Origin of the sequence: Streptomyces sp. NPDC088254 (genome assembly GCF_044740925.1) — a bacterium.
Lineage (GTDB): Bacteria > Actinomycetota > Actinomycetes > Streptomycetales > Streptomycetaceae > Streptomyces.
In genome coordinates, this window is the sequence record NZ_JBIURQ010000007.1 from 125,564 (window position 1) to 144,775 (window position 19,212).

A 19,212-nucleotide genomic window follows, 5' to 3' on the forward strand; every position below is an offset into this window, starting at 1 on the left:
GCCGTGACCGACCCCCTGCACACGGAACTGCTCGACCTGGCACAGGAGGCCGCCCGCAAGGCCGGCGCACTCCTGCGCGACGGTCGCCCCGCCGACCTCGCGGTCGCCGCCACCAAGTCGAGTCCCATCGACGTCGTCACCGAGATGGACATCGCGGCCGAGAAGCTGATCACCGGCCTCATCGCCGACCGCCGCCCCGACGACGGCTTCCTCGGCGAGGAGGGCTCCTCCAGCGAGGGCCGCAGCGGCGTCCGCTGGGTGATCGACCCGCTCGACGGCACCGTGAACTACCTCTACGGGCTGCCCACCTGGGCCGTGTCCATCGCGGCCGAACAGGACGGCGAGACCGTCGTCGGCGTCGTAGCGGTGCCGATGCGCGGCGAGACGTACCACGCGGTGCGCGGCGCCGGGGCCCGGGCGACCGGCGCCTGGGAGGGCGAGCGCGTCCTCGCCTGCCGTCCGGCGGCCCCCCTCGACCAGGCCCTGGTCTCCACCGGCTTCAATTACGTCACCGAGGTACGCGCCCACCAGGCCGAGGTCGCCCGGCGGCTCATCCCCCTGGTGCGCGACATCCGCCGCGGCGGATCGGCCGCCATCGACCTGTGCGACGTGGCCGCCGGCCGCCTCGACGGCTACTACGAGCGCGGCCTGCACCCCTGGGACCTCGCCGCGGGCGACCTGATCGCCCGGGAGGCGGGCGCGCTGACCTCTGGACGCCCCTCACAGCGCCCCTCACGCGAACTGGCGATCGCCGCCACCCCGGCCGTCTTCGAGCCGCTCCAGCGACTCCTGGAGGACTTCGGGGCCTGGCACGACTGATCCGTCGCCGGCCGCTCCCGCCGGACGACGAGGAGGGGCCCCGGCGCTGGATTCGCCGGGGCCCCTCCGTCGTGCTTACGCGCGAACCGCTCAGACGCTCGTCGCGACCTCCACGCCGTGGTTGGCGGCGAGGCGGCGCAAGTCGTCGAGCTCGGCCAGCTCCACCTCGACGAGGAAGTCGTCGCCCTCGTCGCGAGCCCGGGTCAGGTCGGACTCGGTCGCCTCTATGCGCTGCAGAAGTCCTGCGGTGAATGCGTCCATGCTGCGCCCCCTCGTCCTTGGGTCGTGGGTCGATGGCACGGGGGTGTGCCGGGGATGGGAAGAGACGATCACGTCTCCCGTGAGTGCCCGGCGCCGCCCTGCCGGGCGGCCACGGTGCCGGACACCCACGCCGCTCTGCGGAGGAGCAGACCGCGGAGTGCCGCATGGTGCTGCGGCACATGCAGAGCGTGATCGCGGGGTGTAAAGCCGTCCTCCCCCCGCTCCCTCCGCCGGAAACCTCGACCGAACGAGAAAATCCACGGCACTCCCCGGCTTCACACCGGTCCTTCATGGCTCACTCACCCGCCTTACCGCCGACTTATGGACCAAAAGGGCAGGATGGAAGCACACACCCACCAAGACCCCTGCCCGCGTGCGCCCACTGAGCGCTGCGCGGGTGGACACAGGAAGGACAAGCGACGTGCGCGTACTCGTCGTCGAGGACGAGCAACTGCTCGCCGATGCGGTGGCCACCGGTCTGCGCCGGGAGGCCATGGCCGTCGACGTCGTGTACGACGGTGCGGCCGCTCTGGAGCGCATCGGCGTGAACGACTACGACGTGGTCGTCCTCGACCGCGATCTACCGCTCGTGCACGGCGACGACGTCTGCCGCAAGATCGTCGAACTCGGCATGGCCACGCGCGTGCTGATGCTCACGGCCTCCGGCGACGTCAGCGACCGCGTCGAGGGGCTGGAGATCGGCGCCGACGACTACCTCCCCAAGCCCTTCGCCTTCAGCGAGCTCATCGCACGTGTGCGTGCCCTCGGCCGGCGCACCAGCGTGCCGCTGCCGCCCGTCCTGGAGCGCGCCGGGATCAAGCTCGACCCCAACCGCCGCGAGGTCTTCCGCGACGGCAAGGAGGTCCAGCTCGCCCCCAAGGAGTTCGCCGTCCTGGAGGTGCTGATGCGCAGCGAGGGCGCCGTCGTCTCCGCCGAGCAGCTCCTGGAGAAGGCCTGGGACGAGAACACCGACCCGTTCACCAACGTCGTGCGCGTGACCGTCATGACCCTGCGCCGCAAGCTCGGCGAACCCCCGGTGATCGTCACCGTGCCCGGCTCCGGCTACCGGATCTGACGCACCGTGGCCACGACACCCGCGCCTCCCCAGGCGCCCCCGAAGCCCACGTGGGACCCGAGAAGGCCGCAGGCGCCCTTCCCCTGGCTGCGCCCGACCATCCGGATAAGGCTCACCCTGCTGTACGGCGGCATGTTCCTGATCGCAGGCATCCTGCTGCTGTCGATCATCTACCTGCTGGCCGCGAACGCGCTGAACGTGGGCAGCGACCTCCCGTTCAAGATCGTTTCCGGCGGGGTGAGCAGCGACATCTGCCAGCTGCGCAGCGACAGGCTGCCCGCGGCGGAGCTCAACCAGGCGCTGAACGACTGCGTCAACGAACAGCGCCGGCACGCCCTGGACGACCTGCTCAGCCGGTCCCTGCTGGCCCTGCTGGGCCTCGCGGTGATCGCCTTCGCCTTCGGCTACGCCATGGCCGGCCGCGTCCTGTCGCCGTTGGGCCGGATCCTGCGCACAGCGCGTTCGGTCGCCGGCTCGGACCTGTCCCGCCGAATCGAGCTGGACGGGCCCGACGACGAGCTGAAGGAGCTGGCCGACACCTTCGACGACATGCTGGAGCGGCTCCAGCGCGCCTTCACCGCTCAGCAGCGCTTCGTCGGCAACGCCTCGCACGAGCTGAGGACGCCGCTGGCGATCAACCGCACGCTGCTCGAGGTGCACCTCTCCGACCCGAACGCGCCTGTGGAGCTCCAGCAACTCGGCAAGACGCTGCTGGCGACGAACGAACGCAGCGAACAGCTCGTGGAGGGCCTGCTGCTGCTCGCCCGCAGCGACAACCAGATCGTCGAGCGCAAGCCCGTCGATCTGGCCGAGGTCGCCGGACAGGCCATCGACCAGGTGCTCAGCGAGGCGAAGGCCAAGGGCGTGGAGATCCGCAGCACACGCCAGAAGGCCGTCGTCCAGGGCAACGGCGTGCTGCTGGAGCGGATCGCGCTCAACCTCGTGCAGAACGCCGTGCGGTACAACGTCCCGGCGGACGGCTGGGTCGAGGTGACCACCGACATCCAGCACGGCCAGGCGGTCCTCGTGGTGTCGAACACAGGGCCGGTCGTTCCCGCGTACGAGATAGACAATCTTTTCGAGCCCTTCCGGCGGCTGCGCACGGAACGCACCGGAAGTGACAAGGGAGTCGGGCTGGGACTGTCCATCGTGCGGTCCGTGGCCCGTGCGCACGGCGGTCATATCGCGGCTCAACCACGCGAGGGAGGAGGCCTCGTGATGCGAGTCACCCTTCCCGTCTGAGATCATGTCGCCGACACACGCGGGGATGTTCGCTTTGCGCGGAATTTTCAAGACTGCGATCCGAGCTCGCCGTGTGTGATCGATCACAAGGGCGATTTTCTGGCCATCTACTCTCCGTGATCATGAATGCCTTCGGAAAGCCCGGAAACTCCGGGTTTTCGGGGGTCCTGATCACGGGAAGTACACGGTGAGGCGCCTTTGAGGTGCGACATTCGGACCGTGTACGGTCCCGATCGCCATCCAACCCGATCACCCGTGAGGAGTCCGGTTGGGTGTCGATTGAGTAACAGACCTTGATGTGAGGCAAAATCTCCGCCTCGAGGCGGGCACAAGTCCGGCCTCTCACGCGTTACGTGCGCTGGAGACACCGCAGACACCCAGAGGGGGAGAGGCGAAATGGCAACCGATTACGACACCCCACGCAAGACCGATGACGATGTCGACTCCGACAGCCTTGAAGAGCTGAAGGCACGACGGAACGACAAGTCCGCTTCCGCAGTGGACGTCGATGAGTTCGAGGCCGCGGAGGGCCTGGAACTGCCCGGCGCGGACCTCTCCAATGAGGAGCTGGCCGTCCGGGTGCTGCCCAAGCAGCAGGACGAGTTCACCTGCATGAGCTGCTTCCTGGTGCACCACCGCAGCCAGCTGGCCCGGGAGAAGAACGGTCAGCCGATCTGCCGCGACTGCGACTGAGGGCGGGTCGGCCGTGACTGGCTCGACCCCTCCTCGGAAGCGCCGCTTCCTTCGCCCGGGAGCGGACAAGGGGCCGTCCGACGGCCCTCACGGCGTGCGTGACGACGAGCGAGGCTCATCCGGCGCGGGAGTGCTTCCCGCGGGATCGGCCTCGCTCGCATCGGCGGACGACCGGGGTGACCTCCCGGCCACCGCTCAAGACGCCGCGCCCGTCGCCAGACGACGGGCGGCGGCGATCCGGGACAAGGCCGTGGACCTGGCCAAGGACGGCGTCCGCAAGAGCGGCAGCCGTGCCCGGGCCGGCCTGGCCCATCTCGCCGACCGGATCATCGACATCGCGCCGCGGGTTCCCGTACGGGACCTGCGGACACTGCGCGGGCACTTCCCCGGCCTCGGCCCGGAGCAGCTCGCCGACAAGCTCGTCTCGGGCGCGGCGAAGGCCACGTCCACCGTCGGCGCGGGCGTGGGTGCGGCCGCGATGCTCCCCGTGCCGCCCGCGATGCCGGCCGAGATCGCCGCGGAGATCACGGGCGTTGCCGCGATCGAGCTCAAGCTGATCGCCGAACTGCACGAGGTGTACGGAGTACGACCGCCCGGGAACCTCAAGGACCGCAGCACCACGTATCTGCGCGTGTGGTCGGGTGAGCGCGGGGTGGACCCGCTCAAGCCCAGCTCCCTCAACTTCGCCCTCGGCGGTCAGATGAAGCGCGAGCTGCGGCAGCAGATCATGAAGCGCATGGTCCGCGACCTGCCCAACCTGATGCCCTTCCTGGTGGGCGCGGCCGTCGGCGCGATGATGAACCGGCGGGACACCAAGAGGCTGGCGGCCAAGATCCGCGCCGACCTGCGCAAGCGCCAGGTGCCCTGGGACGCGCTGCCCGAACTGCCGCCCCTGGAGACACCGGAGCATCCGCTGCCCCTCACAGGCGACCCCAGGGAGCTTTTGCGCGGGCCGCGGGAGCAGCCCGAGAAGCCCTGAACCCCGTGGGCCGGCGGGCCGGTGGAGCGGCTCCCGCGCAGAGGCCGCCAGGTCATTGCGCGGCACGGGCGAAACCTATGCCCTCGCCGCCGCCCGCGGCCTGAGCGCTGCCCGGTGCCGTGTGTCAGGCGCTGCCGTTCACCGCCTCGCGTTCCGAGCCGCTCAGCCGTCCCGCGTCCTCGGCGCCGTCCGGTGTCGGCTGATCGCCGAGCCCTGGCGCAGCTCCTCCGGGGCCGTCGCCGCGCTCTAAGCCGGCGTCTCCCGTGCCGCCCGCAGCGCCTGCGCCAGCCGCTCCGGCTCGCGCGTCGACAGGTACAGGTAGGGCGTCGGGTCGTCCGGGTCGGTGACCTCCACCCGCAGGGCGGTGGGGATGTAGGCGCGCAGCAGGAGGAAGGCGCGGGTGTCCGCCTTGTACGTGCGCCAGGCGCGCGCCTCCTCGGCGTCGAGGACCTCTGCCTCGCCCAGCGCCGACACCGGGATCTTGGCGTCGCCCGCGACGAGCGAGTCGCCCACGATCCGGATCCGGACGGACCCGTACGAGCTCGCCACGACCGCCGCCGCCGCGGTCCCGCCGACCAGGCCGCCGAGCAGCGGCAGGGTGCCGAACGGCAGCAGGATCAGTGCGAAGGAGACCCCGACGAGGAACGAGACGAACCACCACGAACGGGGGGCGGTGAGGCGTTCTTCGTACGGGGTGGCGGAGAGCTGCATGAAGCCAAGCTTGGCACGGTGTCCGCATCCCTCCGACGCGCGGGTAAGGTCTGCGGCTGTGAGTGGTACTTCCCCGGTTCTTCAACCTCCGGCCGACGCGGTGAAACCCGTTCGGCACCCCGATGCCCCCGTGCCCGGGGAGCTTCTCGGTGCCCACTACGAACAGTGTTTCGGATGCGGCGGGGGGCAGCCCCACGGGCTGCACCTGGAGGCGCGGGCCGGGGAAGGCGTCACCGTCACCGCCGAGTTCACCGTGCAGCCCGCCCATCAGGGGGCGCCGGGGCTGGCCCACGGCGGCGTCCTGGCCTCCGCGCTCGACGAGACGCTCGGCTCACTGAACTGGCTGCTGCGCACCATCGCGGTCACCGGACGGCTGGAGACCGACTTCGTACGGCCCGTGCCCGTCGGCGCCACGCTGCACCTGGAGGCCGAGGTGACGGCGGTGGCCGGCCGGAAGATCTACTCGACCGCCACCGGGCGGATCGGCGGCCCCGACGGCCCCGTCGCCCTCCGCGCCGACGCCCTGTTCATCGAGGTCGAGGTCGACCACTTCGTCGACCACGGCCGCGAGGAGGAGATCCAGGCCGCCATGAGCGACCCGGACCAGGCCCGGCGCGCCCGTGCCTTCGAGGTGAACCCGTGAGTCACTCTCCCGTGCAGGTCCTCCTTCGGCGCGTCGACCCCGACGTACCGCTTCCGACGTACGCGCACCCCGGTGACGCGGGCGCCGATCTGCGGACCACCGAGGCCCGTGAACTCGCGCCGGGGGAGCGGGCCGTACTGCCGACGGGGGTGTCCATCGCGCTGCCCGAGGGGTACGCGGCCTTCGTGCACCCTCGTTCAGGGCTCGCCGCCCGGTGCGGCGTCGCCCTCGTGAATGCCCCGGGGACGGTTGATGCCGGGTACCGTGGGGAGATCAAGGTGATCGTGGTGAATCTCGACCCGCGCGAGTCCGTGCGGTTCGAGCGCTTCGACCGGATTGCCCAACTGGTCGTCCAGCAGGTCGAGAGGGTCCGCTTCCACGAGGTGGCGGAACTTCCCGACTCGGCGCGGGCCGAGGGGGGCTTCGGGTCCACCGGTGGTCACGCCGCCGTGGACGGCGGAAGCGGCACAAGTGGTCAGGCCGCCGCAGGCGGTCCGACGGGTGGGAATCGATACGCTTCGGTCGTATCCGACCGGGAAGGACAGTGACGTGTTCGGACGTCGCAACAAGAAGGGTGCCGCCGAGGACGCGGCCGGCGAGGCCGAGCAGGTCGTCGACAGTGTCGACACTGAGGCGGACGAGGTAGAGCGCGAGCGAGTGCGGCTCGAGCCCGAACCGCGGCCCGACGGGCCCTGGGACAGCTCGGAGGTGCGCGACCCCGGCGAGGGGCGCGTGGATCTGGGCGGCATCTTCGTGCCCGGCGTCGACGGCATGGAGCTGCGGGTCGAGGTCGCCGGTGACGCGATCGTCGCGGCCACCGTCGTACTGCGTGACAGCGCCATCCAGTTGCAGGCCTTCGCCGCGCCCAAGCGGGAGGGCATCTGGGGCGAGGTCCGTGAGGAGATCGCCTCCGGCATCACCCAGCAGGGCGGCATCATCGACGAGGTCGAGGGCCCGCTGGGCTGGGAGCTGCGCGCCCAGGTGCCGGTGCAGCTGCCCGACGGCACGGGCGGGTTCCACGTCGTGCGGTTCGTCGGCGTCGACGGACCCCGCTGGTTCCTGCGCGGCGTCATCTCGGGCCAGGGCGCGGTGCAGCCGCAGGCCGCCGGCCTGCTCGAGCAGATCTTCCGCGACACGGTCGTGGTCCGCGGCGAGGGCCCGATGGCCCCCAGGGACCCGATCGTCCTGAAGCTGCCGAACGACGCCCAGATGGTGCCCGAGGGAGTCCAGCAGGAAGAGGCCGGCTCCCGGTTCTCCGGCGGCATGGGCCAGCTGCAGCGCGGGCCGGAGATCACCGAGGTCCGCTAGGACGCGGCGCGAGCCGACCCAGAGCAGATGGGGCCGCATCCCGGAAGGGGTGCGGCCCTTCGCTGTTCTGGCTGACTCGCTGACTCGCTGACTGGCTCTCTGGCCGGCCGGCTGGCGGCCTGCTTGCCTGTCGCCTGTCTGTGCCGGCGCGCCGTCGCCGTGGCTCGTCCTCCGGGCCCGATCCGGGGCGGCTTCCGTCGGCGCGAACCGATCGGGGGGTCTCATCCGATGAAGCGGTGAAGGCCGGACAGCGGAGCGGTGAGGGGGAGCGGGTCATGATCGTGTCGACCAGGAGGGTGCCCAGCGCGTCAGGGTTGCGTCAAAGGCGTCCCGCGGCCTGCTTCTCGCCCCGATTGTCCGAGTCCTTGGCCGTAAGGTCGACGCTGCGTAGGCAGTGGTTACGGGAAGACAATGGGGCCATGGGACGCGGCAAGCTTCGGATCTACCTCGGTGCCGCACCGGGCGTGGGCAAGACCTACGCCATGCTGTCGGAGGCGCACCGCCGTGTGGAGCGGGGCACGGACTGCGTCGTGGCGTTCGTCGAGCTCCACGACAGGCCGCGCACCGAAGTGATGCTGCACGGCCTGGAGCAGGTGCCGCGCCGGGAGCTGAGCTACCGGGGCACCCTCTTCACGGAGATGGACGTGGACGCCGTGCTCGCCCGGCGTCCCCAGGTCGCCCTGGTGGACGAACTCGCCCACACCAACGTTCCCGGCTCGCGCAACGCCAAGCGCTGGCAGGACGTGGAGGAACTGCTCGCCGCCGGCGTGGACGTCGTCTCCACAGTGAACATCCAGCACCTGGAGTCCCTGGGCGACGTGGTGGAGTCGATCACGGGCGTCCGGCAGCAGGAGACGGTTCCGGACGAGTTCGTGCGGCGGACCGACCAGATCGAGCTGGTCGACATGTCGCCCGAGGCCCTGCGCAGGCGGATGGCGCACGGCAACGTCTACCAGCCGGACAAGGTCGACGCGGCCCTGTCGAACTACTTCCGCCCCGGCAACCTCACCGCCCTGCGCGAGCTGGCGCTGCTGTGGGTGGCCGACCGGGTCGACGAGTATCTGCAGGAGTACCGCAGCGAGCACCGGGTGTCGGCGATCTGGGGATCGCGGGAGCGGATCGTCGTGGGGCTCACGGGCGGCCCGGAGGGGCGGACGCTCATCCGGCGGGCGGTGCGGCTGGCGGAGAAGGGCGCCGGGGGCGAGGTGTTGGCGGTCTACATAGCGCGAAGCGACGGGCTGACGGCAGCCTCCCCGAAGGAACTCGCCCTGCAGCGCACGCTTGTGGAGGACCTGGGCGGCACCTTCCACCACGTGATCGGCGACGACATAGCGGCCGCGCTGCTCGACTTCGCCCGCGGGGCGAACGCCACCCAGATCGTCCTGGGCTCCTCCCGCCGCAAGGCCTGGCAGTACGTCTTCGGCCCCGGTGTCGGCGCCACGGTCGCCCGGGAGTCGGGTCCCGACCTCGACGTGCACATCGTCACGCACGAGGAGGTCGCCAAGGGGCGGGGACTGCCGGTGGCCCGGGGAGCGCGGCTGGGGCGGGCCCGGCTTCTGTGGGGCTGGCTGGTCGGTCTCGCCGGTCCGGTGACATTGACGGTGCTGCTGACCACCGTCGACCTCGGTTTCGCCAACGACATGCTGCTGTTCCTGACGGTGACCGTCGCGGCGGCGCTGCTCGGCGGGCTGCTGCCGGCCCTGGCCTCGGCGGCGCTGGGCTCCCTGCTGCTGAACTACTTCTACACACCGCCCCTGCACCACTGGAGCATCGCCGACCCGAAGAACATCGTCGCCATAGTGATCTTCGTGGGGGTCGGGGTGTCGGTGGCCTCCGTGGTGGACCTCGCGGCCCGACGCACCCAGCAGGCGGCCCGGCTGCGCGCCGAGTCCGAGATCCTCTCCTTCCTCGCGGGCGACGTCCTGCACGGCGAGACCAGCCTGGAGGCGCTCCTTGAGCGGGTCCGAGAGACCTTCGGCATGGACTCGGCGGCCCTGCTGGAGCGGGAGAGCGACGTCGCGCCCTGGACATGCGTCGGCCGGGCCGGCGCCGGGAAGCCGGTGGAGCGCCCGGAGGAGGCGGACGTGGACGTGCCGGTCGGCGACCGCGTGGCGCTGGCGCTCACCGGGCGGGTGCTGCCGGCGGAGGACCGCCGGGTGCTGGCCGCGTTCGCGGCGCAGGCCGTCGTGGTCCGGGACCGGCGGCGGCTTCAGGGGGAGGCCGACCGGGCCCGCACGCTCGCCGAGGGCAACCGGATCCGCACCGCCCTGCTGGCCGCCGTCAGCCACGACCTGCGCACCCCGCTGGCCGGGATCAAGGCGGCGGTCTCCTCGCTGCGCTCGGACGATGTGGAGTGGTCCGAGGAGGACGAGGCGGAGCTGCTGGAGTCGATCGAGCAGGGCGCCGACCGGCTGGACCATCTGGTCGGGAACCTGCTCGACATGTCCCGCCTCCAGACCGGCACGGTCACGCCGATCGTGAGGGAGATCGACCTCGACGAGGTGGTCCCGATGGCGCTCGGCGGGGTCCCCGAGGACAGCGTGGAGCTCGACATCCCCGAGACGCTGCCCATGGTGGCCGTCGACGCCGGACTGCTGGAGCGGTCGGTGGCCAACCTGGTGGAGAACGCCGTCAAGTACAGCCCGGACGGCGAGCGGGCCCTCGTCTCGGCGAGCGCCATGGCCGAGCGCGTCGAGGTACGGGTCGTGGACCGCGGGCGCGGAGTGCCCGACGAGGCCAAGGAGCGGATCTTCGCGCCCTTCCAGCGCTACGGCGACGCCCCGCGCGGCACCGGCGTGGGCCTCGGTCTGGCGGTGGCGCGTGGCTTCGCCGAGGCGATGGGCGGCACCCTGACCGCCGAGGACACACCGGGCGGTGGCCTCACCATGGTCCTCGCCCTGTGTGCGGCAGGATCACGCGCGGGCCCCCTCGACACGGACGTCCCGGGCGGCGTCCCAGCGGAACCTGTTCCCGTACGACCGGAAGGGCGGGCCTCATGACCCGGGTGCTCGTGATCGACGACGAGCCGCAGATCGTGCGCGCCCTGGTGATCAACCTCAGAGCGCGCAAGTACGAGGTGGACGCGGCCCACGACGGGACCACCGCCCTCCAGCTCGCCGCCGCCCGCCACCCGGACGTGGTCGTCCTCGACCTGGGGCTGCCCGACATGGACGGCGTCGAAGTGATCAAGGGCCTGCGCGGCTGGACCAGGGTGCCGATCCTGGTGCTGTCCGCCCGGCACTCCTCCGACGAGAAGGTCGAGGCGCTCGACGCCGGCGCAGACGACTATGTCACCAAGCCCTTCGGCATGGACGAACTCCTGGCCCGGCTGCGGGCCGCCGTCCGCCGTGCCGAACCCGCCGGGGGCGGAGAGGACGACGTCCTGGTGGAGACCGACGCGTTCACCGTCGACCTCGCCGCCAAGAAGGTCGACCGGGGCGGCAGGGACGTGCGGCTGACGCCCACCGAATGGCATCTGCTGGAGGTGCTGGTGCGCAACACCGGCCGGCTGGTCAGTCAGAGACAGCTGCTCCAGGAGGTGTGGGGTCCGTCGTACGGCACGGAGACCAACTATCTGCGCGTGTACATGGCCCAGCTGCGCAGAAAGCTGGAGGCGGACCCGTCGCATCCCCGGCACTTCATCACCGAACCGGGGATGGGATACCGGTTCGAGAAGTGAGCCGCGGGCCGCGCGGGGCGTGGAAGTGGGCCGGGCGCGGGCGCGTCCCGCGGGTGCGGGGTGGACGCCGGGCCCCGGTACGCTTCAGATATGAGTGCTCTTCCTCGTTCCGAGAAGCCGGTGGGCCGGTTCCGGCGCATGCTCGATCGGCTCTCCTCGTCGCAGGAGGACCTGGAGTCCGAGGAGCTGCGGGAGGACGCGCAGACGGCCGGCTGCACACGGATCGGAGACTGCCACGACCGCCAGATCGTGACGGTTACTGGTACCTTGCGCACGGTCACTCTGCGACCGCGCGCCGGAGTCCCGGCCCTTGAGGCGGAGCTGTTCGACGGTTCCGCCGCGCTGGACGTGGTGTGGCTGGGCCGGCGCTCCATAGTCGGCATAGAGCCGGGGCGCAGACTCATCGCATCGGGCCGGATCTCGATGAGCCGGGGCCGCCGGGTGCTGTTCAATCCCAAGTACGAACTGAGACCCCTCGGTAGGGAGTAGCCGGTGACGTCGCTCGACAAGCCGACCGAAGACACTCAGCAGGACGACGCCCGGGCGGTGACCGAGGCCGCGCTGTTCGAGGCGTTCGGCGGAGTGCGCGGCATGGTCGAGACGGTGCTGCCCGGCCTGCTGTTCGTCACGATCTACACGATCAACAAAGATCTGCACATGTCGGCGATCGCCGCGCTCGCGGTGTCGCTCGTCCTGGTCGTGGTGCGCCTCGTCAAGAAGGACACCGTGAAGCACGCCTTCAGCGGTGTCTTCGGCGTCGCCTTCGGCGTCGTGTTCGCGATGATGACCGGCAACGCCAAGGACTTCTACCTCCCCGGCATGCTCTACACGCTGGGCCTGGCGCTGGCCTACATCATCACGACGTTGTGCGGGGTGCCGCTGCTCGGCCTGATCCTCGGGCCGGTGTTCAAGGAGAACCTCTCCTGGCGGACCCGCAACCCCGGCCGCAAGAAGGCGTACGCCAAGGCCAGCTACGCCTGGGGCCTGATCCTGCTCGGCAAGTGCGCGATCCTCTTCCCGCTGTACTGGTGGGCCGACACCACGCAGCTCGGCTGGGTGCTGGTCGCGCTGAAGATTCCGCCGTTCCTGCTGGCGGTATGGCTGACGTGGGTGTTCCTGGCGAAGGCGCCGGCGCCGATCGACGTCTTCGCGGAGATGGAGGCGGAGGAGAAGGCCGCTGCCGCGCGGACGGAGACCGACACGGAGACGGCCTCCTCGGAGGCCGGCGGGCGGCACCGCCGCGACGGATAGTCGCCGGCCCGGCCGAACGACGCGCGCAGCCGCGAGCACACGTGACGGGGGGCGCCCGGAGATCTCCGGGCGCCCCCCGTCACGTCGGCCGGGGCGGCTCGGCGTCGCCGTGGGCGGGCGCGGCTCAGCCCACCGTGTCCTCGCGGCGGACCGACAGCAGGTCCTCCAACTGCTCCTCCCTGGCCTGAGCGGCGACGAAGAGCAACTCGTCGCCCGCTTCCAGGGAGTCCTCGCGGGTCGGGGTCAGCACCCGGGTGCCGCGGATGATGGTGACCAGCGAGGTGTCCTCGGGCCACTCCACATCGCCGACCTGGGTGCCGGCCAGGGCCGACTCCTCGGGGAGAGTCAGCTCCACGAGGTTGGCGTCGCCGTGGCTGAAGCGCAGCAAGCGGACCAGGTCGCCGACGCTGACCGCCTCCTCGACGAGGGCCGACATCAGACGCGGGGTGGAGACGGCGACGTCCACGCCCCAGGACTCGTTGAAGAGCCACTCGTTCTTGGGGTTGTTGACGCGGGCGACGACGCGCGGGACGCCGTACTCCGTCTTGGCGAGCAGCGAGACGACCAGGTTGACCTTGTCGTCGCCCGTCGCGGCGATCACGACGTTGCAGCGCTGGAGGGCCGCCTCGTCCAGGGACGTGATCTCGCAGGCGTCTGCGAGCAGCCACTCCGCCTGCGGGACGCGCTCGACCGAGATGGCGGTCGGCGCCTTGTCGACGAGCAGGACCTCGTGGCCGTTCTCCAGCAGTTCGCCCGCGATCGAGCGGCCGACGGCGCCGGCTCCGGCAATGGCGACCCTCATCAGTGACCGCCCTCCTTCGGGCCCTCGGCGAACGACGCCTCGATCTTCTCGACCTCGTCGCTGCGCATCATCACATGCACCAGGTCGCCCTCCTGCAGCACGGTCTGCGAGGTGGGCAGGACGGCCTCGCCGAGGCGGGTCAGGAACGCCACGCGCACGCCCGTCTCCTCCTGCAGCTTGCTGATCTTGTGGCCGACCCAGGCGGCGGAGGCGTGCACCTCGGCGAGCTGGACGCCGCCGGTGGGGTCGCGCCACAGCGGCTCCGACCCCGAGGGCAGCAGCCTGCGCAGCATCTGGTCGGCCGTCCAGCGGACGGTGGCCACGGTCGGGATGCCCAAACGCTGGTAGACCTCGGCGCGGCGAGGGTCGTAGATACGTGCGGCGACGTTCTCGATGCCGAACATCTCGCGGGCGACGCGCGCGGCGATGATGTTGGAGTTGTCGCCGCTGGAGACCGCGGCGAAGGCGCCGGCCTCCTCGATGCCCGCCTCACGCAGGGTGTCCTGGTCGAAGCCGACACCGGTGACCCGGCGGCCGCCGAACGAGGAGCCGAGACGTCGGAAGGCGGTGGGGTCCTGGTCGATCACGGCGACCGTGTGCCCCTGCTGCTCCAGGGTCTGGGCGAGAGCGGAACCCACTCTGCCGCAGCCCATGATGACGATGTGCACGACCGTCCTTCCGAGGTCAGAAATCGCTGGGGTGGCTTGGGGGGTCCGCGCACGGTGAGCGTCCGAGGACCCCCTCACAGGGTCTCAGACCGCCGCCCGGGCTATGCACGCGCGGGGCACTCCGAGTGCGGGCCGCGTCGTCGGGCTACGGGCGACGGCCGGGCCACCGGCGCACGGTCAGCGGCGGCTGATGCTCCAGACACTGAGGAAGGTGAGGATTCCGAGGCCGACGACGCTGCCGGCGGCACCGATCAACTCCGCGGTCGTGTGCATGGAACCTCCGAAGGGTTACGGCGAGCGGGGATTGTCATATAGGCATGACGATTGGTGCGCCTGCAGAATCCCCCGTCGCGCCGTGGCCGATTTCACCCGTGAGGCAGACGTGACACGGCATCACCCGGCCGAGGCCGGGGGAGGGTGGGCGGCCCCGTGTTCGAAGGCCTACGATGCTCTGTTGTGTCCAAACTGACCGACGTGCCCAAACGGATCCTGATCGGGCGCGCACTGCGCAGTGATCGGCTCGGGGAAACGCTCCTGCCGAAGCGCATCGCCCTGCCCGTCTTCGCCTCCGACCCGCTCTCCTCCGTGGCGTACGCCCCCGGCGAGGTGCTGCTGGTCCTGTCCATCGCGGGCGTGTCGGCCTACCACTTCAGCCCGTGGATCGCGCTCGCGGTCGTCGTGCTGATGTTCACGGTGGTCGCCTCCTACCGGCAGAACGTCCACGCCTACCCCAGCGGGGGCGGCGACTACGAGGTGGCCAACACCAACCTCGGCCCCAAGGCCGGCCTGACCGTCGCGAGCGCGCTTCTCGTCGACTACGTCCTGACCGTCGCCGTCTCCATCTCCTCCGGCATCGAGAACCTCGGCTCCGCGATCCCCTTCGTCGTCGAGCACAAGGTGGCCTGCGCCGTCGCCGTCGTGGTGCTGCTGACCCTGATGAACCTGCGGGGCGTCAAGGAGTCCGGCAAGCTCTTCGCCATCCCCACGTACGTGTTCGTCGCCGGCGTCTTCATCATGATCGCCTGGGGGGCCTTCCGGGGGCTCGTCCTCGACGACACGATGCGGGCGCCGACAGCTCAGTACACCATCAAGGCCGAGCATCAGGGCCTCGCCGGCTTCGCGCTGGTCTTCCTGCTGCTGCGCGCCTTCTCCTCCGGCTGCGCCGCGCTCACCGGCGTCGAGGCGATCTCCAACGGTGTCCCGGCGTTCCGCAAGCCCAAGTCGAAGAACGCGGCGGCCACGCTCGCGGCGATGGGCCTGCTGGCCGTCACCATGTTCTGCGGGATCATCGCCCTGGCCCTGGTCACCGACGTCCGCATGGCCGAGAACCCGGCCGCCGACCTGCTGAGGAACGGTGTCGCGGTCGGTGCCGACTACGTGCAGAACCCGGTGATCACACAGGTCGCCGAGGCGGTCTTCGGCAAGGGCAGCTTCTTCTTCATCGTGCTCGCGGCGGCCACCGCCCTGGTGCTGTTCCTGGCGGCGAACACCGCCTACAACGGCTTCCCCGTCCTCGGCTCGATCCTCGCCCAGGACCGCTACCTGCCCCGCCAGCTGCACACCCGCGGCGACCGGCTCGCCTTCTCCAACGGCATCGTGCTGCTGGCCGGCGCGGCGGTGCTGCTGATCTGCATCTACGGCGCCGACTCCACCCGCCTCATCCAGCTGTACATCGTCGGCGTGTTCGTGTCGTTCACCCTCAGCCAGACCGGCATGGTCCGGCACTGGAACCGCCACCTGACGACCGAGACCGACCCCGACAAGCGCCGCCACATGATCCGCTCCCGTGCGATCAACACGTTCGGCGCCTTCTTCACCGGCCTGGTCCTCGTCGTCGTCCTCGTCACCAAGTTCACCCACGGCGCCTGGGTCGCCCTGCTCGGCATGGTGATCTTCTACGGCACGATGACCGCGATCCGCCGGCACTACGACGGCGTCTCCGCGGAACTCGCCGCGCCCGAGGGCCCGAGCGACGACAGCGTCCGCCCCTCCCGCGTCCACTCGGTGCTGCTCATCTCAAAGATCCACCGCCCGACGCTGCGCGCCCTCGCCTACGCCAAGCTGATGCGCTCCGACACCCTGGAGGCGCTCACCGTCAACGTCGACCCGGCCGAGACGAAGGCGCTGCGCGAGGAATGGGAACGGCGCGGCATCGACGTACCGCTGAAGGTCCTCGACTCCCCGTACCGGGAGGTCACGCGGCCGGTCATCGAGTACGTCAAGAGCCTGCGCCGGGAGTCGCCGCGTGACGCGGTGTCCGTGATCATCCCCGAGTACGTGGTCGGCCACTGGTACGAGCACTTCCTGCACAACCAGAGCGCCCTGCGGCTCAAGGGCCGGCTGCTGTTCACGCCGGGCGTCATGGTCACGTCCGTCCCGTACCAGCTGCAGTCCTCCGAGGCGGCCAAGAAGCGGGCCCGCAGGCAGCAGGACTGGAGCGCGCCGGGATCGGTCCGGCGCGGTCCGGCGGACGCGGGGCGGGCGAAGGAGTCGTCGGACACCAAGAGCTGACCGCCCCCGCGCACAGCACCCCGGTCAACGGCCGGACGGCGCCCACGTAGACTGGTGGGCTGTTGTCCGGCCGTTCGTCCACCCTCGTCCCTGGAGTCACCCCGCCATGCAGGAAGAACCGAAGAAGACGCTGGTGGGGACCGAGTACGAGGTCGAGATCGGCCCTGTCGCGCACGGCGGCCACTGCATCGCCCGCACCGAGGAGGGCCAGGTGCTGTTCGTCCGGCACACCCTTCCCGGTGAGCGGGTCGTGGCCCGGGTGACGGAGGGCGAGGAGGGCGCCCGCTTCCTGCGTGCGGACGCCGTGCAAATCCTGGAGGCGTCCAAGGACCGGGTGGAGGCGCCCTGCCCGTTCTCCGGCCCCGGCCGCTGCGGCGGCTGCGACTGGCAGCACGCCAAGCCGGGCGCGCAGCGCCGGATGAAGGGCGAGGTCATCGCCGAGCAGCTCCAGCGGCTCGCCGGCCTCACTCCTGAGGAGGCCGGCTGGGACGGCACCGTGATGCCGGCCGAGGGCGACAAGCTGCCGCCCGGTGAGGTGCCCGCGTGGCGGACGCGCGTGCAGTACGCCGTCGACGCCGAGGGCCACGCCGGTCTGCGCAAGCATCGCTCCCACGAGGTGGAGCGGATCGACCACTGCATGATCGCGGCGCCGGGCGTGGACGAGCTGGGCATCGAGAAGCGCACGTGGACCGGCATGGAGTCGGTCGAGGCGATCGCGGCGACCGGGTCCCAGGACCGCCAGGTCATCCTGACGCCCCGGCCGGGCGCACGCCTGCCGATCGTCGAACTGGACCGGCCGGTGTCGGTCATGCGGGTCGGGGAGAAGGACGGCGGCGTCCACCGCGTCCACGGCCGCCCCTTCGTCCGCGAACGCGCCGACGGCCGGACGCACCGCGTCGGCAGTGGCGGCTTCTGGCAGGTGCACCCGAAGGCGGCGGACACGCTGGTGACGGCGGTCATGCAGGGCCTGCTGCCCCGCAAGGGCGAGATGGCTCTCGACCTCTACTGCGGCGTGGGCCTGTTCGCCGGCGCCCTCGCCGACCGCCTGGGCGAGGCGGGCGCGGTCCTCGGCATCGAGTCCGGCAAGCGCGCGGTCGAGGACGCCCGCCACAACCTCGCCGACTTCCCCCGCGTCCGCGTGGAACAGGGCAAGGTCGAGACCGTCCTCCCGCGCACGGGCATCACCGACGTCGACCTCATCGTCCTGGACCCGCCCCGCGCCGGCGCGGGGCGCACGACGGTGACCCACCTCGCCTCCCTCGGCGCCCGCAGGATCGCCTACGTCGCCTGCGACCCGGCGGCCCTGTCCCGAGACCTGGCGTACTTCCGCGAGGGCGGCTACCGGGTGCGGACGCTGCGGGCGTTCGATCTGTTCCCGATGACGCATCACGTGGAGTGCGTGGCGATCCTGGAGCCCGCTAAGAAAGGGCTCTGACCTGCGATTCTTCTGAGTTGCCAGGCACTGCCAGGTGGGCTCGACCTGTTTCCCGGAATACATCACACGGAGCTGGCGCTTCCAGCTCGCGGCATCGGTGACCTGCGGTTTCGTCACGTCCAGCAGTTGGCTCTCCTGGATCGGGCACGCCAGGAGCAGCTCGTGGTGCATTGTCTTGACGCTCGGCTGACGCTGCACCTGATGTTGTGTCAAAGGGGGACGGTCAGACGCCCCGCCCGGCCCCGCCTCTGTGCGTTTAGCCGCAGGACGAAGAGGTGTGAGCTGGTGCCTGCGCCGCTTCGGCCGGGTGCGGCTCTCCGGAGAGGAAGGTCACCTGCGGCGCGCCCGTACGGGGGTGAGTGGCCACCTCGCTTGGCACGCCGTAGACCTCGGCCGGCAGCCGGGACGTGAGGATCTCCACGGGCGGGCCGCCGGCGGCAAGCCAGCCGTGGTCGAGCAAGTAGAGGCGGTCGCAGTAGTAGGCGGCGAGGTTCAGGTCGTGCAGGGCGACGAGCGCTGTGGCCGGCAGGCGGCGCAGCGTGTGTGTTCAGGACGTCCAGCTGGTGACGCAAGTTCAGGTGGTTGGTCGGCTCGTCCAGTAGTTTTCTTCGTCGTCGGGGATGGAACTCTCAGTGAACGCCCACTTTCACTTTCCACTGTACGGCGGCCAGCGGTCCGGACTGCCGCGAATGCTTACATGTCCGCCGTCCGGCGAGATCCGCCAAGTGCTACGCCGGGTCACTCCTTATTGAATAAAATATTCTATGACCGGACGGCGCTGTCTTTCCGTCTCTGGCCTTCAGCCTTCCAGTAGATCGCTGACGTATTCGCGGAGCTGGGAAGGAATGTCGTTCAGGACGATCTCATGCAGAGGTGAAAGGTGGTTGAGGTCGACGTGGCCGGTGGATGTGAGTTCGTTGATGGCGTGCAATTCAGCCTCCAAAGCAGAATTGTCCTTTTCGGCGGCAGCAGTTGCCGCCAGCAGCGTCGCCAGAGCCGAGGTCTGAGCGGACGTATATGTCCCCACGTGATCGGATGCTTCGTCGGCCGCGCGTTCTCGTGCGCGCGCATCGGCTTCCAGGATCGATCGCGCAATGGTGATGAAGTCGTGGGACTTCAATGTGAAACACCCGTT

The 19,212-nt window shown here is 70.5% G+C and carries 19 protein-coding genes and 1 pseudogene; 14 read left to right on the top strand and 6 right to left on the bottom strand.

From position 1 onward, the window contains the following. Nucleotides 1-3: 3 nt before the first annotated feature. Entirely contained in the window at nt 4-819 is an 816-nt protein-coding gene (locus ACIOC0_RS21215) for an inositol monophosphatase family protein (RefSeq protein ID WP_351092047.1), read from the top strand. A gap of 90 nt (nt 820-909) precedes the next feature. Here ACIOC0_RS21215 and ACIOC0_RS21220 read toward each other — a convergent pair whose 3' ends face one another. Then, on the bottom strand, nt 910-1,080 hold the full coding sequence (locus tag ACIOC0_RS21220) for a hypothetical protein (protein WP_351092048.1): 171 nt from the start codon (nt 1,078-1,080) through the stop codon (nt 910-912). A 421-nt stretch (nt 1,081-1,501) separates the two neighbouring features. On the opposite strand from ACIOC0_RS21220, the gene ACIOC0_RS21225 reads away from it, so the two are divergent. The 4 genes from ACIOC0_RS21225 to ACIOC0_RS21240 all read left to right on the top strand — a co-directional run bounded on the left by ACIOC0_RS21225 (nt 1,502) and on the right by ACIOC0_RS21240 (nt 5,069). Next, entirely contained in the window at nt 1,502-2,155 is a 654-nt protein-coding gene (locus ACIOC0_RS21225; protein WP_130438183.1) for a response regulator transcription factor, read from the top strand. Between the two features lie 6 nt (nt 2,156-2,161). Next, entirely contained in the window at nt 2,162-3,397 is a 1,236-nt protein-coding gene (locus ACIOC0_RS21230; RefSeq protein ID WP_402156712.1) for a sensor histidine kinase, read from the top strand. A 396-nt stretch (nt 3,398-3,793) separates the two neighbouring features. Next, on the top strand, nt 3,794-4,090 hold the full coding sequence (locus ACIOC0_RS21235; RefSeq protein ID WP_003993510.1) for a DUF4193 domain-containing protein: 297 nt from the start codon (nt 3,794-3,796) through the stop codon (nt 4,088-4,090). A gap of 13 nt (nt 4,091-4,103) precedes the next feature. Continuing rightward, nucleotides 4,104-5,069 carry a hypothetical protein gene (locus ACIOC0_RS21240; RefSeq protein WP_402156714.1) on the top strand — a complete coding sequence of 322 codons (966 nt, stop codon included), beginning with the start codon at nt 4,104-4,106 and terminating at the stop codon, nt 5,067-5,069. Between the two features lie 246 nt (nt 5,070-5,315). Here the strand turns inward: ACIOC0_RS21240 and ACIOC0_RS21245 are convergent, their stop codons facing one another. Then, nucleotides 5,316-5,780, bottom strand: coding sequence for a DUF3093 domain-containing protein (locus ACIOC0_RS21245; protein ID WP_402156716.1), 465 nt, complete (start codon nt 5,778-5,780; stop codon nt 5,316-5,318). A gap of 58 nt (nt 5,781-5,838) precedes the next feature. Between ACIOC0_RS21245 and ACIOC0_RS21250 the strand changes: the two genes are divergently transcribed. The 7 genes from ACIOC0_RS21250 to ACIOC0_RS21280 all read left to right on the top strand — a co-directional run bounded on the left by ACIOC0_RS21250 (nt 5,839) and on the right by ACIOC0_RS21280 (nt 12,661). Next, nucleotides 5,839-6,423 carry a PaaI family thioesterase gene (locus tag ACIOC0_RS21250; RefSeq protein ID WP_402156718.1) on the top strand — a complete coding sequence of 195 codons (585 nt, stop codon included), beginning with the start codon at nt 5,839-5,841 and terminating at the stop codon, nt 6,421-6,423. Further along, a complete protein-coding gene (gene dut / locus ACIOC0_RS21255) occupies nt 6,420-6,971 on the top strand; it encodes a dUTP diphosphatase (RefSeq protein ID WP_130438178.1) in 552 nt (183 codons plus the stop codon). Before ACIOC0_RS21250 ends, dut begins: the two co-directional genes overlap by 4 nt. Nucleotide 6,972: 1 nt before the next feature. Further along, nucleotides 6,973-7,731, top strand: coding sequence for a DUF3710 domain-containing protein (locus tag ACIOC0_RS21260; protein ID WP_402156720.1), 759 nt, complete (start codon nt 6,973-6,975; stop codon nt 7,729-7,731). Between the two features lie 419 nt (nt 7,732-8,150). After that, complete coding sequence (locus tag ACIOC0_RS21265) at nt 8,151-10,730, top strand: ATP-binding protein (RefSeq protein ID WP_402156722.1); 2,580 nt, start codon at nt 8,151-8,153, stop codon at nt 10,728-10,730. Next, the gene (locus ACIOC0_RS21270) at nt 10,727-11,410 is read left to right on the top strand and encodes a response regulator (RefSeq protein WP_389027066.1); all 684 of its coding nucleotides are present in this window, start codon (nt 10,727-10,729) and stop codon (nt 11,408-11,410) included. Before ACIOC0_RS21265 ends, ACIOC0_RS21270 begins: the two co-directional genes overlap by 4 nt. Nucleotides 11,411-11,500: 90 nt before the next feature. Further along, nucleotides 11,501-11,899 (top strand): OB-fold nucleic acid binding domain-containing protein, encoded by a 399-nt coding sequence (locus ACIOC0_RS21275; RefSeq protein ID WP_402156724.1) that lies wholly within the window; start codon nt 11,501-11,503, stop codon nt 11,897-11,899. Nucleotides 11,900-11,902: 3 nt separating this feature from the next. Then, nucleotides 11,903-12,661 (top strand): DUF3159 domain-containing protein, encoded by a 759-nt coding sequence (locus tag ACIOC0_RS21280; RefSeq protein WP_402156726.1) that lies wholly within the window; start codon nt 11,903-11,905, stop codon nt 12,659-12,661. Nucleotides 12,662-12,785: 124 nt separating this feature from the next. Here ACIOC0_RS21280 and ACIOC0_RS21285 read toward each other — a convergent pair whose 3' ends face one another. Continuing rightward, a complete protein-coding gene (locus ACIOC0_RS21285) occupies nt 12,786-13,463 on the bottom strand; it encodes a TrkA family potassium uptake protein (protein ID WP_130438173.1) in 678 nt (225 codons plus the stop codon). Beyond that, entirely contained in the window at nt 13,463-14,131 is a 669-nt protein-coding gene (locus tag ACIOC0_RS21290; protein ID WP_402156728.1) for a potassium channel family protein, read from the bottom strand. Before ACIOC0_RS21290 ends, ACIOC0_RS21285 begins: the two co-directional genes overlap by 1 nt. 456 nt (nt 14,132-14,587) lie before the next feature. Between ACIOC0_RS21290 and ACIOC0_RS21295 the strand changes: the two genes are divergently transcribed. Together ACIOC0_RS21295 and ACIOC0_RS21300 are read left to right on the top strand one after the other, a co-directional pair. After that, complete coding sequence (locus ACIOC0_RS21295) at nt 14,588-16,642, top strand: APC family permease (protein WP_402156730.1); 2,055 nt, start codon at nt 14,588-14,590, stop codon at nt 16,640-16,642. Nucleotides 16,643-16,748: 106 nt separating this feature from the next. After that, on the top strand, nt 16,749-18,077 hold the full coding sequence (locus ACIOC0_RS21300; protein WP_402156732.1) for a class I SAM-dependent RNA methyltransferase: 1,329 nt from the start codon (nt 16,749-16,751) through the stop codon (nt 18,075-18,077). Between the two features lie 256 nt (nt 18,078-18,333). Here the strand turns inward: ACIOC0_RS21300 and ACIOC0_RS21305 are convergent. Beyond that, nucleotides 18,334-18,679, bottom strand: a pseudogene (locus ACIOC0_RS21305) (histidinol phosphatase); the annotation flags it as partial. Nucleotides 18,680-18,876: 197 nt separating this feature from the next. Continuing rightward, nucleotides 18,877-19,197, bottom strand: a complete 321-nt coding sequence (locus ACIOC0_RS21310) for a hypothetical protein (RefSeq protein WP_402156734.1) — start codon at nt 19,195-19,197, stop codon at nt 18,877-18,879. Nucleotides 19,198-19,212 lie beyond the last annotated feature (15 nt).